Annotated in this window: 14 protein-coding genes and 1 tRNA gene; 7 read left to right on the top strand and 8 right to left on the bottom strand. The window is 62.4% G+C overall.

The annotated features are described in order from the left end of the window. The first annotated feature begins 5 nt into the window (after window positions 1-5). Window positions 6-1,406: a hypothetical protein gene (locus ABD928_RS02350; protein WP_345165686.1), complete on the top strand. Its 1,401-nt coding sequence runs from the start codon at window positions 6-8 to the stop codon at window positions 1,404-1,406. On the opposite strand, the gene ABD928_RS02345 is transcribed toward ABD928_RS02350, so the two are convergent. Both ABD928_RS02345 and glnA read right to left on the bottom strand, forming a co-directional pair. Further along, complete coding sequence (locus ABD928_RS02345; protein WP_345165682.1) at window positions 1,396-2,328, bottom strand: PilZ domain-containing protein; 933 nt, start codon at window positions 2,326-2,328, stop codon at window positions 1,396-1,398. The two genes, ABD928_RS02350 and ABD928_RS02345, sit on opposite strands and share 11 nt — an antisense overlap. Window positions 2,329-2,370: 42 nt before the next feature. Beyond that, window positions 2,371-3,783 (bottom strand): type I glutamate--ammonia ligase, encoded by a 1,413-nt coding sequence (glnA, locus tag ABD928_RS02340; RefSeq protein WP_187714288.1) that lies wholly within the window; start codon window positions 3,781-3,783, stop codon window positions 2,371-2,373. A gap of 235 nt (window positions 3,784-4,018) precedes the next feature. Here glnA and ABD928_RS02335 point away from each other — a divergent pair, with 235 nt between their 5' ends. Beyond that, window positions 4,019-5,446: a PAS domain-containing protein gene (locus tag ABD928_RS02335; RefSeq protein ID WP_187714287.1), complete on the top strand. Its 1,428-nt coding sequence runs from the start codon at window positions 4,019-4,021 to the stop codon at window positions 5,444-5,446. 66 nt (window positions 5,447-5,512) lie between these two features. Here the strand turns inward: ABD928_RS02335 and ABD928_RS02330 are convergent, their stop codons facing one another. The 3 genes from ABD928_RS02330 to ABD928_RS02320 form a co-directional block, all read right to left on the bottom strand. Then, window positions 5,513-6,016 (bottom strand): PilZ domain-containing protein, encoded by a 504-nt coding sequence (locus tag ABD928_RS02330; RefSeq protein ID WP_187714286.1) that lies wholly within the window; start codon window positions 6,014-6,016, stop codon window positions 5,513-5,515. A gap of 248 nt (window positions 6,017-6,264) precedes the next feature. After that, window positions 6,265-6,591: a PilZ domain-containing protein gene (locus ABD928_RS02325; protein ID WP_345165677.1), complete on the bottom strand. Its 327-nt coding sequence runs from the start codon at window positions 6,589-6,591 to the stop codon at window positions 6,265-6,267. Between the two features lie 55 nt (window positions 6,592-6,646). Beyond that, complete coding sequence (locus tag ABD928_RS02320) at window positions 6,647-7,393, bottom strand: queuosine precursor transporter (RefSeq protein ID WP_345165674.1); 747 nt, start codon at window positions 7,391-7,393, stop codon at window positions 6,647-6,649. Between the two features lie 60 nt (window positions 7,394-7,453). On the opposite strand from ABD928_RS02320, the gene ABD928_RS02315 reads away from it, so the two are divergent. Both ABD928_RS02315 and ABD928_RS02310 read left to right on the top strand, forming a co-directional pair. Next, window positions 7,454-7,527: transfer RNA gene (locus ABD928_RS02315), tRNA-Gly, on the top strand. 25 nt (window positions 7,528-7,552) lie between these two features. Continuing rightward, a complete protein-coding gene (locus ABD928_RS02310) occupies window positions 7,553-8,395 on the top strand; it encodes a S1 family serine peptidase (protein WP_345165671.1) in 843 nt (280 codons plus the stop codon). Between the two features lie 192 nt (window positions 8,396-8,587). On the opposite strand, the gene ABD928_RS02305 is transcribed toward ABD928_RS02310, so the two are convergent. Together ABD928_RS02305 and ABD928_RS02300 are read right to left on the bottom strand one after the other, a co-directional pair. Further along, window positions 8,588-10,489, bottom strand: coding sequence for a TIR domain-containing protein (locus tag ABD928_RS02305; protein WP_345165668.1), 1,902 nt, complete (start codon window positions 10,487-10,489; stop codon window positions 8,588-8,590). A gap of 63 nt (window positions 10,490-10,552) precedes the next feature. Continuing rightward, window positions 10,553-11,311 carry a competence/damage-inducible protein A gene (locus ABD928_RS02300; RefSeq protein ID WP_187714279.1) on the bottom strand — a complete coding sequence of 253 codons (759 nt, stop codon included), beginning with the start codon at window positions 11,309-11,311 and terminating at the stop codon, window positions 10,553-10,555. A gap of 95 nt (window positions 11,312-11,406) precedes the next feature. Here ABD928_RS02300 and map point away from each other — a divergent pair, with 95 nt between their 5' ends. From map to ABD928_RS02285, 3 genes are all read left to right on the top strand, one after another. Continuing rightward, complete coding sequence (gene map / locus ABD928_RS02295; protein ID WP_187714278.1) at window positions 11,407-12,237, top strand: type I methionyl aminopeptidase; 831 nt, start codon at window positions 11,407-11,409, stop codon at window positions 12,235-12,237. Between the two features lie 59 nt (window positions 12,238-12,296). Further along, window positions 12,297-12,704, top strand: a complete 408-nt coding sequence (locus ABD928_RS02290; RefSeq protein ID WP_187714277.1) for an acyl-CoA thioesterase — start codon at window positions 12,297-12,299, stop codon at window positions 12,702-12,704. Window positions 12,705-12,811: 107 nt separating this feature from the next. After that, window positions 12,812-14,350 carry a tryptophan halogenase family protein gene (locus ABD928_RS02285; protein ID WP_187714276.1) on the top strand — a complete coding sequence of 513 codons (1,539 nt, stop codon included), beginning with the start codon at window positions 12,812-12,814 and terminating at the stop codon, window positions 14,348-14,350. Here ABD928_RS02285 and ABD928_RS02280 read toward each other — a convergent pair whose 3' ends face one another. After that, window positions 14,351-14,842, bottom strand: coding sequence for a PIN domain-containing protein (locus tag ABD928_RS02280; RefSeq protein ID WP_187714275.1), 492 nt, complete (start codon window positions 14,840-14,842; stop codon window positions 14,351-14,353).

Genomic DNA, 14,842 nt, shown 5'->3' with positions numbered 1-14,842 from the left:
AGGCGTTGGCTCTCCAGCCCGCTGACCGCGTGAAATTCTACCTGGTCCTGGTCATCGCGATCCTCCTGGTCCCGATCACGCTCGGCGGTTCGAGGACAATCTTCAACGACGGTGACGTCAGCTGGCACATCGCCACAGGCGAATGGATTTTGTCGCATGGCACGATCCCGAAGACGGACCCGTTTTCCTTCTCCTGGGCCGACCGTCCCTGGGTCCCGATTGAGTGGGGCGCGGAAGTCCCGCTCGCCGCCGCGTATCGCATGGCGGGATATAGCGGCATCAGCGCGCTGGCCACGGCGGCGCTGGTCGCGCTGAACGCAATCGTCTTCACCAATGCCCTGCGATCGGTGCGACCGCTCCCGTCCCTCGGCGTCGTCCTGGCAATGGATGCAATCCTCATTCCGTCCTTGCTGGCCAGGCCGCATCTGTTCGCCTGGGCGCTGCTCGCCTTCTGGACAGTGCTGATGATCCGGGCGCGAGAGCGCGACCGTGCCCCGCCGCTGGCGGCCGCGCTCTTGATGGTCGTCTGGGCGAACATGCACGGCAGCTTCGTGATGGGGCTTGTCGTCGCAGCGGCGTTCGGGCTCGAGGCGATCTGGCAGCCGGATGGTCGCGCTCGGGCGTTCCGGCAATGGGGGCTGTTTGGACTGCTCCTCGCCATAGCGGTGCTCGTCAATGCCAACGGCATAGAGGGCGTTCTGCACCCCCTCCGGATTGCCAATCTCTCGATGCTTCCCTTCATCGATGAGTGGAAGCCGTCCAGTCCGCAACGGACTCCCTTCTTCTTCGTCCTCCTTCTGGCGGTTGCTGCGTTGATCGTGTGGAAGCGGCCAAAGATGCATCCGGTGAGATGGATGCTTCTCGCTTTCCTGCTCGCCCTCGCATTCCTGCAGACAAGGCATCAGGCAGTCTTGGCGATCGTGTCCGCCGTGCTCCTGCCCGCCGCCTTCGCCACGGTTCCGCGGGAAACTGAGATGACGAGGCCAGTCTGGTTGGCCGCCAGCGGGTGCGCTCTTGTCTTGATCGCGATACGGCTCGCATGGCCAATCACGCCTGATGAAGTCGAATCCAACCCGTGGAAGCTGATCGCGTCAGTCCCGGGCGAACTTCGGTCTCAGCCCGTGCTCAATGGCTACGTGATGGGCGGCCCTTTGCTTCTGTCGGGGATCAAGCCGTACGTCGACGGTCGCGGCGACATGTACGGGGACGAACTCGTCATCGGATACAAGAAGATCACTGACGGCGACGCCGCGATGCTCGATCAGGTTGTCGACAAATGGGGAATCCGCTGGGCGATCTTGCCCCACCGTTACAAGAAGCTGGTCGCGCTGCTCGAGCATGACCATGATTGGAAGAAGATCCGTGAGGATCGGACCGGCATCGTTTTCGTGCGCGTCAGCGCTTGAGGAAGCCTTCGAGGTCGGTGCGGATCTCATCGATCGAGCTGCGTCCCCACTTTTCGCTCCACGGGGAATCGTCGTCATCGTCGGCGTGCAGGAAGCTCGGGACGGTCCAGCTGTGGGGCATCACGTCCGGCCGTGCGTTGGCCAGGCACGCAAGGTCGAACGGTTGGACAAAGCGAAGGCCAGCCTGGTCGCCGCAAACCCACTGCACGATAGTGAAGAACTGGCCGGCATCTCCAAGGTCGAGGAGCACTTCGGCGCCGATCGGGTAATCGTCGACGGCTACATCGACGAGGGCACCGCCGGCGGAAACATTCCTTAGCCGCACCGGGTTGCTGTCGTGCGCGTAGTGGATTTCGCCTTTCCAGATCAGCGGGTGGCGTTTTTCGTCGCGGTTGCCGAGATCTTCCTCGACGGCCTCGACGTCCTCTTCGACGTCCAGCTCATCGAGCCGCACGTGATCGTCGGGGAAGCTCCGCTGAATGACCGAGAGAAGCAGCTCGGCGCGTTGCTGGCGATCGCATTCGATTCGCGTTTCGTGAGCAAATTCGACGCCGATCGCGCCGTCCTTGATCCAGCGCACCGCGCCTTCGAGCCCAAGACCTTCACCGAGCTGTAGCTCGACCAGGTCCCAGAGGCGCGGGGTGATGTCGCAACGAAGCATGGCGCCGCCGCTCGAAAGGTTCACGACCTCTACAGGGCGAGGTTCGCCTTTGAACAAGAGCATGGCGGATTCGCTGTCGAGGCGGTGGCGATTGACGCCGCGGTGGTTGCCGCGCCGCGTTTCTGCCCGCGGAACGCGCACGCTCCCAAGCTCGCCGCCAGCCCCCTCGAGCTGCGAATTCTTGTCGGTGACGACCAGGGCGGGTTTCTCGCCGCTCAGAATCGCCGCTCTGAAGCTGTTACGCGGGGCCTCGACACTCATGAGGCCACCAAATGACTGACTTCAGTTAATAAGACGTGAGCCTTACGACGAATAATACATGTCGAACTCGACCGGGCTCGGCGTGGTCTCCCAGCGCATCACTTCGTCCCACTTGAGTTCGATGTAAGCATCGATCTGGTCTTCGCTGAACACGTCGCCCTTGGTCAGGAAGGCGCGGTCGTTCTGCAGGTTGACCAAAGCCTCACGCAGCGATCCGCAAACGGTCGGAACGTTGACCAGCTCCTGCGGCGGCAGGTCGTACAGGTTCTTGTCCATCGGGTCGCCCGGATGGATGCGGTTCTGGATGCCGTCGAGGCCGGCCATTAGCAGCGCTGCATAGGCAAGGTAAGGGTTGGCGAGAGCGTCGGGGAAGCGGAATTCCACCCGCTTCGCCTTCTCGCCCGTGCCGTACGGAATGCGGCACGACGCCGAGCGATTGCGGCTGGAGTAAGCGAGGAGGACCGGGGCCTCGAAGCCCGGCACCAGACGCTTGTAGCTGTTGGTCGTCGGGTTCGTGAACGCGTTCAGCGCACGGGCGTGCTTGATGACGCCGCCAATGAAGTAGAGCGCGGTCTCGCTTAGGCCCGCATAGCCATTTCCCGCGAAGAGCGGCTTGCCGCCCTTCCACAGCGACATGTGGGTATGCATGCCCGACCCGTTATCCTGGGCGATCGGCTTCGGCATGAAGGTCGCCGTCTTGCCGTAGGCCTGCGCGACCATGTGCACGACATACTTGTAAATCTGCATGCGGTCGGCGGTCGTGACGAGTTCGCCGTAGGTCAGGCCAAGCTCGTGCTGCGCGGCCGCAACCTCGTGGTGATGCTTGTCGCAAGGAAGGCCCATCTCGATCATCGTCGAGAGCATCTCGGCGCGGATGTCCTGGGCGCTGTCGACTGGAGCAACCGGGAAGTAGCCGCCCTTGGCGCGCGGACGATGGGCGAGGTTGCCGCCGTCATATTCACGACCGGTGTTGGTCGGCAGCTCAATGTCGTCGATTCGATAGGACGAGGCGCTGTAGCCGTCCTCGAAGCGGACATCGTCGAACATGAAGAACTCGGCTTCCGGACCGACATAGACGGTGTCGGCGATACCGGTCTGCTTGAGATAGGCCTCAGCGCGGGTAGCGGTCGAGCGTGGATCACGACTGTAGAGGTCGCCGGTCGAGGGTTCGACGACATTGCAGAACAGAACGAGCATCGGCGTTGCGCTGAAAGGATCGATGTAGGCCGCTTCGAGATCCGGCTTCAGGATCATGTCGGACTCGTTGATGGCCTTCCAGCCAGCGATCGAGCTTCCGTCGAACATGAAGCCGTCGGTCAGCTGGTCCTCGTCAATCAGGCCCGACGCCATGGTCAGGTGCTGCCACTTGCCCTTCGGATCGGTGAAGCGGAGGTCGACCCATTCGATCTCCTCGTCCTTGATGCGCGAAAGAATTTTGCCCGCGTCGGTAGCCATCATGACCTCGTCTGAGTTGTGATTCGCCGCGAAAGCGGCCTGCACGAAGCGATTCCCGAAGCGCGGCAAAGAGTCAGGAGGCGCGTGAACTTTTCACGGCTTCTGAAGGGAACCGACCCGAAATGGCGCATTTCCGGAGCAGATGCGGGCGAAGCGATTAAAATCGCCGCAGATTTAACCTTTTCTAAGAAACAGGGGCGCAGAACCTCCAGCGGGAAAGTGCGGAGGGTTATCAATGGGTGCGCCTGCTCCAGCCATGAAGGCAGCCGAGGATTCGTCGGCGGAAGTCCTGCTGAGCAAGTTGGAAAGTGTCACGGCGGCCGAACGGCGCCGTCATGCGACGGTATACAACTACTGGTTGTCAATCCGCGGTGATCGCCATTTTCCCCCAATCCGCGACCTCGATCCCCTCGAAATCTCGGACGCGGGTCCCTCCAGCCTCCTTCTCGAGCTGATCGGCGGCGGCGAGGATGCGGAGATCCGCCATCTCGGGCAGTCGCTCAAGGACGGGCCCAAGATCGAAAGCATTAGCCAGGCCGCATCGCCGTCCTTGCTCGCCTGCATTGCGAAGCAGCTTCCAGCGGTGGCCAGCGCCCGCCAGGCCATCGCGTTCGAGGACGAATTTGTGAGCGAGGCGGGGACCACCCGCTGCGGCGTGACGTTACTGCCCTTCAGCTCGACCGGTACCTACGTCGACTACGTCTATGGCTTTGTGAGCCTGGCTGCTGGTGACGCCAAGGTTGAGGAGTCCTCGACACCGGAAGAGGTCGTGGAGCGGGAGCCGTCCGAGGAACCTGTGCAGGCCGAGCCGGTCATCGAAGACGAAGTCGCCGAAGTCGCGCCCGAGCCTGTCGAAGACGAACCCGTCCAGGTCGAAGCCGAGCTGGTCGAGGAGCCCGAAGCGATCGCAGATGTGGAGGAGCATTCGCCCGAGTACGAGGAAGCTTCGAGCGAATCCGAATACGATGAGCCCGCTCCGGACCCCGTCAGCGAAAAGCGTCCTGGCTTCGCCAAAATCTTCGACGCCATTGCCGGGGTCGGAAACTTCTATGGCAACGTCGTCCAGATGGACTCGAAGTTGCCGACCGAGCCGGTCCGAGAGGCCGAGCCGGAGGTGGTAAGCGAAGTCGAGCCTGAGGAAGCGCTGACGGAAGCCGAAGACCACGTCGAGCCCGAGGAGTTGCCGGTCGAAGCCGAAGGCTACGTCGAGGAACTCGAGGCCGAGCCAGAGCCGCAGGCGGCGAGCGTCGAAGAGACTGAGCCCGAACCAGAAGTTTCAAATTCCGTACCGGAGGGATTCATGCAGACCAGATTGTCGGAAGTTCGCTCGAAGGCGGACGAAGCCCGGGCGGCGAAGCTGCGCGCTAACGCTGCTTTGTATGAAGGACTGAGCGCTGCCTATGACTTCGCGCTCGATGCTGAAGAAAATGCAGAAGAATATCTGAAGCTGGTCGAAGCCCAAGGGCTCAAGATCCAGCTCCGCTCGCCGATGAAGCCGGTGGTCAAGCTGGCATTTGACGGCCTGTGCGACGAGGCAACCATCTCCCAGCTGGAATCGGTCCTCGCATGGGCGTTAAAGCACGATCTTCCGCGTGGCAGCCTGGCCGAGCGCATCGAAGCCGAGGGTGGCCTCGGCGCGATCCTGAGCGCCAAGGCTGCGTGATCTGGATTGGCTGGAGGCTGACCGGGGCGCCGCCCTGGGTCAGCCGCCGGCGGGAGAGGCCTAGCCTCAGGCGGGTGTTGATTTGTCGCCGGGTTTGGCTTCGCTGAGCCGGAAACCCTCGATCACCGCTTCCACGGCGCACTTTTTCGACAGCTCGGCGAGGGTCTCGGTGTCCGAACCGGTTTGATTGGTCGCGAGACGGTGAGTCCGGTTGGCGATGTCGCGGAGCTCGTTGATCGTCGATTCGGTCAGCTGATGCTGATCCTGCAGCAGTCTCTCGAGAACGGCTTCCGCGAGCGGAGTTACGAACTCGAAGCCGGCGAATTCCTGGGCGCGCCAGACGACCCGGCAATACTGGGTTTCAAGGCCCGCAATGCTCAGCCAGATCCAGGTATCGGCAGGCGGTACGTTGGTCGCCTCGACCCTGCAGCCGTGCGTCGAGATATCGATCACCCTGACGCCGACACGGGCGCGGCCGGCCTCTCGCATGGTCGCGCTCAGCCGCAGCGCGGCTCGTTCGGCGCGCCTGCGGTCGGGCTGACCAACGGGTTGTGCAACGGTCTGATTCATTTCGCCTTCGTCCCCTCATGCTTGAGGAGAGTGAACAAAAGGTTTTGAGCGGGACGACCTGAGCGGGAATCTCAGCGCAATAAGAGAAGCGGCCCGGAGCGCGAAGGCCCCGAACCGCTTCAACCTTGTGACAAGCAAGGGTAAGAATCGCAGCGGTCTTGCCGAGCCGCGAGACGATTCTCGAAGTGAATAAACGCCGAATTAATGTCGGTGTCCAGCCAATGGGCGGCCTCACCCCTGCGGCTGGATCAGCCTCTCTTCAGCTTCTCGACCGTCGTCGCGAATACGGCAGGATGGATCGGACGCACGAACTCGACACCGACATCGTGCCCCTTAACCCAACAGACATTCGCCTCAATCGATTCAAGCGACCCCAGCTTCACCCAAACCGTCTCGTCCAGGCGAGGTCTTTCAACGAATTCCAGCCGGCACCCTTCCGGAGAGATATCGTAGACATTGACCATGTAATGACGTTGGCCGCTGCGCCTCAATTGGACTTCGGCCTGCAATGGAACGCGTGCGTTGCGCCGGGGAAGCTGCGGCCCACCGAGCCCTGACCCATTTTCGCTTCCCACGCTGCACCCCCCAGAGATTGAAGGTCAATAGAACGCGGTACACGGATAACAAATGTTAAATCTTGGCGCGGAACGGCGTGAAATCTGTCCGTTCGTCAAAGACATCCACGCCTTCGCGGCGTTTCAGGAAGCCCACAACCAGATAGGTAACCGGTGTCAAGAGAGCTTCCCAGCTGACCTTGAGCACCCACTGCGTAAACATCACCTTGACGACGAGGTCGTTGGTCCACCCGGAGGCCCCCCAGAATGCTAGCGGGTAGAATATCAGGCTATCCACACCCTGACCGACGACGGTGCTGCCGATGGTTCGCGTCCAGAGATGCTTTCCCTGCGTCCAGACCTTCATCTTGGCGAGAACGAGACTGTTGGCGAACTCGCCTGCCCAGAACGCTATGATCGAAGCGAATACGATCCGCGGGACCTGTCCGAAGACCTGCTCGTAGGCGCTCTGGCCTCCCCAATCTGGCGCTGGCGGCAAGGCGACAACGACCGTGGCCATGAAGGCCATGAATACGAGGGCCGTCGTTCCGGCCCAGATGCAGCGGCGGGCGCGAGCATAGCCGTAGACCTCGGTCAGCACGTCGCCGATGACATAGGACAAAGGAAAGAAAAGGATGCCGGCACCGAACGGCCAGTCGCCGATAGCCGGCAAGTTGACTGTCGCCACCTTGCCCGCGCCGAGCACGTTGGAAAGGAGGAGGATCGTCACGAACGCGACCATAACGAAATCGAAATAGCGAAGAGCGCGGTCGTGAAGCGCTGCGGCTTCGACCCTTACCGGCTGATGTTCGGTAGCCCCCACGGTTCAAGTAGAGCGCGTTGACGGTGGGAGAGGCAAGACCTAATTCGGACGCGCTGCCGAGCGGGTATGATGTAGTGGTAGCCTGTCAGCTTCCCAAGCTGAACGTACGGGTTCGATTCCCGTTACCCGCTCCAGCCTGGCCATGTCGGGGGACTGTCCATGTTGCTGTTTCTTCTCGCTGCTGCTGCGCTTTCGGTGCAGGAGGCCGGCCCGCCTGACGAGCAGCAGGAGGGTACGACTGGGGCAACGCCGTGGCAGGTGCAGATCTACAGCGGCCATCCGGTCTGGACCCAGGAAGACAAGGAAAGCGGCCGCGATGGCTGGGACCTCGCTCACAAGTGCGGCGGGAGCCTGATCGCGCAGGGTTGGGTGCTGACCGCGGCCCACTGCATCAATCAGGCGCGGATCGATAACGGGCACCGTGTCAGGCTGGGCGCCGACTATATCGACAATGACGAGGGCGTGACCTTCAGGATCGACCGGATGGTTCGTCATGCCGATTGGAACCAGAAGGAGCATGCCTACGACATCGCGCTGGTCCACTTCGTCGCGGATCCTGAAACCAACCCCGTCAACGCCGGCCCAATTTCACCGATCGCGCTCTACGATGGCCCGCCCCTCGAGCCGGACGTCGATGTCTATGCGACCGGCTGGGGTCAGCTCGAAGAGAAGAAGGGCTCAGGCTTCCAGGCGGAACTTACGTCTGTCGACCTGAAAACGGTCGATTGCGCCGACTATCCGCAATACCAGAACGTCCCCGAATATCAGCTCTGCGCCACCGGCCGGACGCCCGGCGACGATGCGGATACCTGCACCGGCGACAGCGGCGGACCGCTCGTGCTCGAAGGGGACGAGCCGAGGCTCGTGGGGATCGTGAACTGGGGGCAGGGCTGCTACCGCCCGGACAGCGCGGGCGTTTACCTGCGCATCGACAATGAGCATTTCCGCGACTGGATCGCTCGCGCGATGGCGAGCGACCCGTCGGTCAGCGAACTTCGCTAGCGGTCGCCAGGATCGCCGCGATCACCGGGATCGCCGCGATCGCCTGGATCTCCACGATCGCCCGGATCGCCACGGTCGTCTTCATCCTCCGGTCCGAAAGCCGAGAATCCCAAATCGTCGTGCATCAGCATGGCCGCTCTCCTCACGGGAGCGCGGAAAATCTCACGAATCCGGCTCTCGCGATAGCCCTCGTCATGCGAAGCCCAGTTCCTTGACGAGCCGCACGAAGTCCGGGTCGCGAGCGATGGGGTCGAGCATCGGATCTGTGGCGATTGCGGTCAAACCGGCATCGCCCACCGCGCGCGCCCGGCGCAGGAGGTCGATCGCTTCGGAAGTCCTGCCGAACTGGGCCATGACTTCGGCCTGCTGATAGACCGCGGCATCGCCCAGTTTGGTGACGAGTTCGGCATACGCTTCCTGCGCAGCCGCCGGATTTCCGAAGCGATGCTCAAGGATCGCCTGGCTGGTCAGCCTGAACATGTCGCTCTTCTCCGACGCGATGGCCGCACGTGCTTGCGGCAGCTTGTTCATCAGCATCAGCGAATTGCCCATGAAGGCATTGGCGTTCGAGATTTCCGGGTTCAGCTGAAGAGCCTGCCGATAGGCAGCAACGGCATCGCCGTAGCGACGCGATGCATAGGCGATCAGCCCGGAAGCGCGATGCGTGCGCGGATTGAGCGGATCGAGCGCAAGCGCTCGCTCGATTGCATCGCGCGCCTCCGCGAAGCGCCGTGCGCGCACGACGTACAAGGCATAGAGGAGGACGATATCTGCATCGCCTCGGCCATACTCATAGGCTCGGTCATACGACGGCTTCGCGCCCCGTACGTCGAGGAAACCCGCAAACTTCGAATATCCTAGTGCCAGGTGACCATCGGCCAGCTTTGGGGCTAGATCGATGGCGCGTTCCGCCTGCTGCACCGCGGCGGTGTAAAGCGGCTTGAGCTCATTGGCCTTGGCGCTTTGCGATGCAAGCGAAGCGAGGACTCGCGACAATGCCGCATGGGCGAGCGCGAAGTTCGGGTCGGATGCCACGGCCAGTTCGAAATTCGCCCGCGCCTCGCGATCCGTCTCTTCGTTCTTGGCCAGATTGTAGAGCGCCTTGCCGCGAAGGTAGGCCTCATAAGCCTTTGCGTTCTCTGTCCCGCCAAGCGACGGCGCGTCGGTCGCCATCTGGACGGACAGGGCATTCGATACGTTACTTGCGATCTCGCTTTGGAATGCGAAGATGTCGCCGACCTGGCGATCTACGCTCTGCGACCACTCGGAGAAGCCGGTTTCACCATTGGTGAGGTTGGTCGAGACGCGGACCCGGTCTCCGGAGCGCTGAACCGAACCGTCGAGCAAATATCCGACCCCGAGCTTGCGGGAGATCGATTTCGCGTCTGTGTCATCCTTGCTGATGGTTGCCGACGTCGTGCCAGCGAGCACCTTCAGGCCAGCGTTGCGCGCGAGTGTCGACCGGATTTCCTCAGTCAGCCCGTCCGACAGGAAGGCCTGTGCCGGATCGCCACTGAGATTCTTGAAGGGCAGGATGGCAATGCTGCGCGCCTCGGGTTGAGAGCCGCCGAACCAGCCGCGCCAAGCGATGGCACCTCCTGCGGCCGCCACCACCGCTGCTCCTCCAGCGATCAGGACCTTGCGTCGATTGACCGGCTGGGACTTCGTGAGTTGCGCCAAGGGTTGCTGCCCGACAGCCGCGGCGATCGCACGTCCGACCGCTTCCATTTCCGGAGCATCCGCCTTCCCACGCCACCGCGACAGATCGATCATCTGATATTGACGGAAACCGAGGGGAGGGGTGCTTCGGTCGATCGAAACCGGAACCAGCCTCTTCCGGTCGCGGGCGTGGGAGGCTTCGTCGCGGACCCAGTCGGAATCGATCGAGTTCTTCGACCACAGCACGACCACCGCATCCGCCTTGTCCAGCGCCTCGTCGATGGACCTGGCGAACTGCGAGCCGCCTTCGATCAGTTGGTCCCACCAGACCGTATAGCCGGCGTTTTCGAGTGCTGACGAAATGCGCTGGGCGCGAGCCTTGTCGGCGTGCGCATAGCTCAGGAAAACCGTCGACTGACGCTCTTCGTTCGACATCCCGCCGACGCCCCCTCGGCGTCAGCGTTACATTGTCGCTACGGAGCTTGAAATAGGCCTTTTCTAGAGGCCGCCTGGATACGGCTCGTAGCCGGCTTCCGAGAGGCGACGCTGGAGGTCGGCCGAGGTGCGGTCGACGAGGTCGCCGTCGTCCGACCTTACCACGAAATTGGCGCCGTAACGGCCCTCCTTGAAGAACGGATAGCTGCCGATCGCTACGCCGGTGTGCGTTTCCTCGGTTTCGCGCAGCAGGTCGGCGACGTCGCTTTCGGGTGCGTATGCCCCCACCGTGGCGGATAGGACGGGCCGTCCACCTTCGAGCTTGCCGTCGAGCGCCTGGAGCATGGCGGCCGCGATGCTCGGCACACCGGCCATGATGTAGACGTTCTCCATCTTCACGCCGGGCGCGCCGGAGGTCGGGTTGGGAATGAGCTCGGCGCCTTCGGGGACCCGCGCCATGCGGAGCCGGGCCTCGCTGACGCCGCCGCGCGTGACGTAATAATCCTCGAGGATCTGCCTGGCCTTCGGGTGAACGATCACCGGCACGCCGAATGCTGCCGCGATCGAATCCACGGTGATGTCGTCGTGGGTTGGGCCGATCCCGCCGGTGGTGAAAACATAATCGTAGGCGGTCCGCAGCGCATTGACGCCGTCCGCGATGCGAGCCTGGTGGTCCGGCACCACGCGAACCTCTTCCAACCGGATGCCCTGCACATTGAGCCAGACCGCGACCTGAGAGATATTCTTGTCCTGGGTGCGGCCCGACAGGATTTCGTCGCCGATGACGAGGAGCGCAGCGGTCCAGACCTTTTCTTCAGCCATAGGACGCCCATACGCGCCGGACCCAGCCAAGTTCAAAGTGACTTTTCGGCAAGTCGCGGGTGCAAATTCGGCATCCTTCGCCTATGTTGCTGGGAATGACCGACTATATCACCGTTGGTGCCGAGGACCGGGTCGAAGCCCGCAACGGCCAGATCAAGCTTCACGGGCCCGAGGGATTCGAGGGCATGCGAAAGGCGGGCCGCCTGGCCGCCGAGATTCTCGATGCGCTGGTACCGCACGTCGTCCCCGGGGTCACGACAGCGGCGCTCGACGACATCGTTCGCGAGCACATGCTTCGTGAAGGGGCCATTCCGGCGACGCTGGGCTATCGCGGCTACACCAAGAGTTGCTGCACCTCGATCAACCACGTCGTCTGCCACGGCATACCGGAAGACCGGAAGCTGAAGGACGGCGACATCGTCAACATCGACGTGACGCCAATCGTCGATGGCTGGCACGGCGACACCAGCCGCATGTACCTGGTCGGCGACGTGCCCCTGAAGGCGCGCAAGCTGGTCGACGTGACCTACGAATGCCTGATGCTCGGCCTTGAGCAGGCGAAGCCGGGCAACCGCCTGGGCGACATCGCCGCTGCGATTCAACGCCACGCGGAAGCTCGCCGGTATACGGTTGTCCGCGATTTTTGCGGGCACGGGGTAGGGCGCCTGTTCCATGACAGTCCTGAAGTCGTCCACGCCGGCCGGCCCGGCACCGGTCCGGAGCTTCGGCCGGGCATGTTCTTCACCGTCGAGCCGATGATCAACATCGGCCGGCCTGACGTGAAGATGCTCGATGACGGCTGGACCGCCGTCACCCGCGATCGCTCGCTGTCGGCCCAGTTCGAACATTCGATCGGGATCACTGAGGACGGTTGCGAGATCTTCACGAAGAGCCCGGCCGGTCTCGACCACCCGCCCTATTTCTGAGGCGCGTCGGAACTAACAGTTAATTGACACTTTTGTCAGTTAATGGGAGTTTGTCTCCCATGAGCACGAGCTTGCACATGTTTCGACACCCGGTCGCGATCGATCCGTCCGACATCGACCACATGGGTCATGTCAACAATTCCGTGTACCTGAAATGGGTTCAGGACGCCGTGATCGATTATTGGCAGAGCGTCGCTCCGCCCGACGCGGTGGCGCGGCACCTGTGGGTCGCGCTCAAGCATGAGATTTCCTACCGCAAGCCGACCTTCCTCCAGGACAATGTCGTCGCGGAGGTGATCGCGGAGAAGGTCGAGGGCGCTCGCGCCTACTTCACCACGGTCGTCCGGCGCGGGCAGGACGTGCTCAGCGAAGTGAAGAGCTGCTGGTGCTGCCTCGACGCGGTGACGCAGCGTCCGGCGCGGCTGGCGCGTGATGTGGTCAGCAGGTTTTTGCCTCCCACCTCTTAGACGCTCGTCCACCGTCTGCTTTCGACCCATTTCTGCCACCAGGTAGGGAAGGTCGGGACGCGTCGTTCCTATGTTCTCAGAACGATTAGCCCGCTATCGCGAACGAAATGGATAGCGTCAGCAGGAATATCTTGGTTGTCGGCGGTGGAACGGCCGGTTGGCTTTCGGCCGCGTACCTCGCAAAGGCGCTCGCGCTGCAGGACAACCCGCATCTGAAGATCACTCTGCTGGAATCGCCCGACATTGGCATTATCGGGGTTGGCGAGGGGACCTTTCCGACGATCCGAGAAACGTTGCGCTTCCTCGACATCGATGAGCGCAAGTTCATCCGCCAGTCGTCCGCGACGTTCAAGCAAGGCATTCTGTTCAACGACTGGCTCCACGCGCCCCAGCCCGGGAAGCGGCACCATTTCTTCCACCCGTTCGAAGCCCCGTTCTATTCCGAGGAAACCAGCCTCGTTCCATACTGGCTGCTGCAGGAGTCCAACTCGCGGCCCTCCTTTGCCGAGGCCGTCACCATCCAGGACCGCGTGGCAGGCGCCAAGCGCGGACCGAAGCGGCCGGGTGAGCCGGATTTCGACGGCCCACTCAATTATGCCTATCATGTCGACGCCCACAGCCTGGCACGCCTTCTCGCCGAACGAGCGCAGGAATTGGGCGTGGTCCATATCTCAGGCGAACTCGAGCATGCGGAACTGACCGATGACGGCGCCATCGACCGCGTGGTTCTGAAGGACGGAAGCGAGCTGAACGCCGATTTGTACATCGACTGCAGCGGCTTCCGCGCCGAGCTGATCGGACGGGCCCTGGGCAGCCCGTTAGAGTCCGTTAGCGATCGGCTTTTCACCAACCGGGCCGCCGCCTGCAAGATTCCGTACAGCACGCCAAATGCGCCGATCGAAAGTTACACGCTGGCGACCGCGCATGAGGGCGGCTGGACCTGGGACATCGGCCTCGCCGGGTCGCGCGGGATCGGTTGCGTCTATTCGGGCGATCACATTGACGACGACCGCGCCGTTGCCATCCTTGGCGATTACATCGGACCGCAGTTCATAGAAGCCAATGTCCGCATCCTGGCATTCGAGCCGGGCTATCGCCAGAAGCAGTGGGTGCGGAATTGCGTCTCGGTTGGGCTCTCGGCGGGTTTCGTCGAGCCGCTGGAGGCGACGGGCCTTGTGCTGATCGAAGCGGCGGTGGGAATGATCGCCGAGCTATTCCCGCACTACGGACCCGTCGACGCCCCGGCACGCCGTTTCAACCAGCTGATGTCGGCGCGGTTCGAGAACATCGTGAAGTTCTTGAAACTCCATTACTGCCTGTCAAAGCGGGAAGAGCCCTTCTGGCGTGAGAATGCCGATCCGGCGACTATCCCGGAAGAGTTGCGCGAGCTCCTGGCACAGTGGCGCTACCGCCCGCCGGGACGTTTCGACTTCATCCTCGATGTCGAAAGCTTCGCCTTCTTCAATTATCAGTACATTCTCTACGGAATGGAGTTTCAGACCGATCTGTCGGCCGGCCGGTCCGACTTCCCGAAAGTCGCGGCCGCTCAGCGGCTTTTCGAGCGCATCCAGGCCTTCGGCGAGAAGGCCGCGCGCGACCTGCCTTCCCATCGCGATCTCGTTTCCGAGCTTACCGAAGCCGCCTGATCAGGCGCGGACAAAGAGACTCTTGAGCCAGATCGGGGCGCTTCGCGACGCGCGCCGCCAGTCGAGGTCGTCCGCGTCGGGCGTGTAGGTCCACGGGTTGATCGTCTTGACCTTTCCGGTGCGAAAATTGCCTGGCTCTCGCGTCGCGATGACCAGGCCATGCTCCACCGCCGTTGCGGCAAGAATGCCATCGCGGAAATCCGAATAGCCCATATGCGACCAGCGTCGGACGACGGCTTCGTCGATGGGAATGATCCTTCCTGAGAATGCAGGGCGAAAGCGCGTGTCGATCCATTCACGGATTGCGGCGGAAGACAGTTTGTCCTTTCGCTCCATGGACCGCGTTCCGTTCTCGAACTCCATCAGGGAAACGACGGACACGTAGAGCGTGCTCGGCATCTGCCCCGATACCCACTCCAGCAATTGTTCGTCTGGCTGAGCGGAGTCATGGCCGCGCATAGCCCAGACTACGCCGGTGTCCAGCAGGTGCAC

Source organism: Sphingomonas daechungensis, assembly GCF_039543105.1.
In the GTDB taxonomy this organism is placed as follows: domain Bacteria; phylum Pseudomonadota; class Alphaproteobacteria; order Sphingomonadales; family Sphingomonadaceae; genus Sphingomicrobium; species Sphingomicrobium daechungense.
This window is presented reverse-complemented; position numbering and strand designations above follow the sequence as displayed.

Excerpts from the sequence above, each read along its gene's own strand:
- ABD928_RS02345 (WP_345165682.1), bottom strand. The coding sequence starts at position 2,328 with ATGAGTGTCGAGGCCCCGCGTAACAGCTTCAGAGCGGCGATTCTGAGC.
- glnA (WP_187714288.1), bottom strand. The coding sequence starts at position 3,783 with ATGGCTACCGACGCGGGCAAAATTCTTTCGCGCATCAAGGACGAGGAG.
- ABD928_RS02335 (WP_187714287.1), top strand. The coding sequence starts at position 4,019 with ATGGGTGCGCCTGCTCCAGCCATGAAGGCAGCCGAGGATTCGTCGGCG.
- ABD928_RS02330 (WP_187714286.1), bottom strand. The coding sequence starts at position 6,016 with ATGAATCAGACCGTTGCACAACCCGTTGGTCAGCCCGACCGCAGGCGC.
- ABD928_RS02310 (WP_345165671.1), top strand. The coding sequence starts at position 7,553 with ATGTTGCTGTTTCTTCTCGCTGCTGCTGCGCTTTCGGTGCAGGAGGCC.
- ABD928_RS02305 (WP_345165668.1), bottom strand. The coding sequence starts at position 10,489 with ATGTCGAACGAAGAGCGTCAGTCGACGGTTTTCCTGAGCTATGCGCAC.
- ABD928_RS02300 (WP_187714279.1), bottom strand. The coding sequence starts at position 11,311 with ATGGCTGAAGAAAAGGTCTGGACCGCTGCGCTCCTCGTCATCGGCGAC.
- map (WP_187714278.1), top strand. The coding sequence starts at position 11,407 with ATGACCGACTATATCACCGTTGGTGCCGAGGACCGGGTCGAAGCCCGC.
- ABD928_RS02290 (WP_187714277.1), top strand. The coding sequence starts at position 12,297 with ATGAGCACGAGCTTGCACATGTTTCGACACCCGGTCGCGATCGATCCG.
- ABD928_RS02285 (WP_187714276.1), top strand. The coding sequence starts at position 12,812 with ATGGATAGCGTCAGCAGGAATATCTTGGTTGTCGGCGGTGGAACGGCC.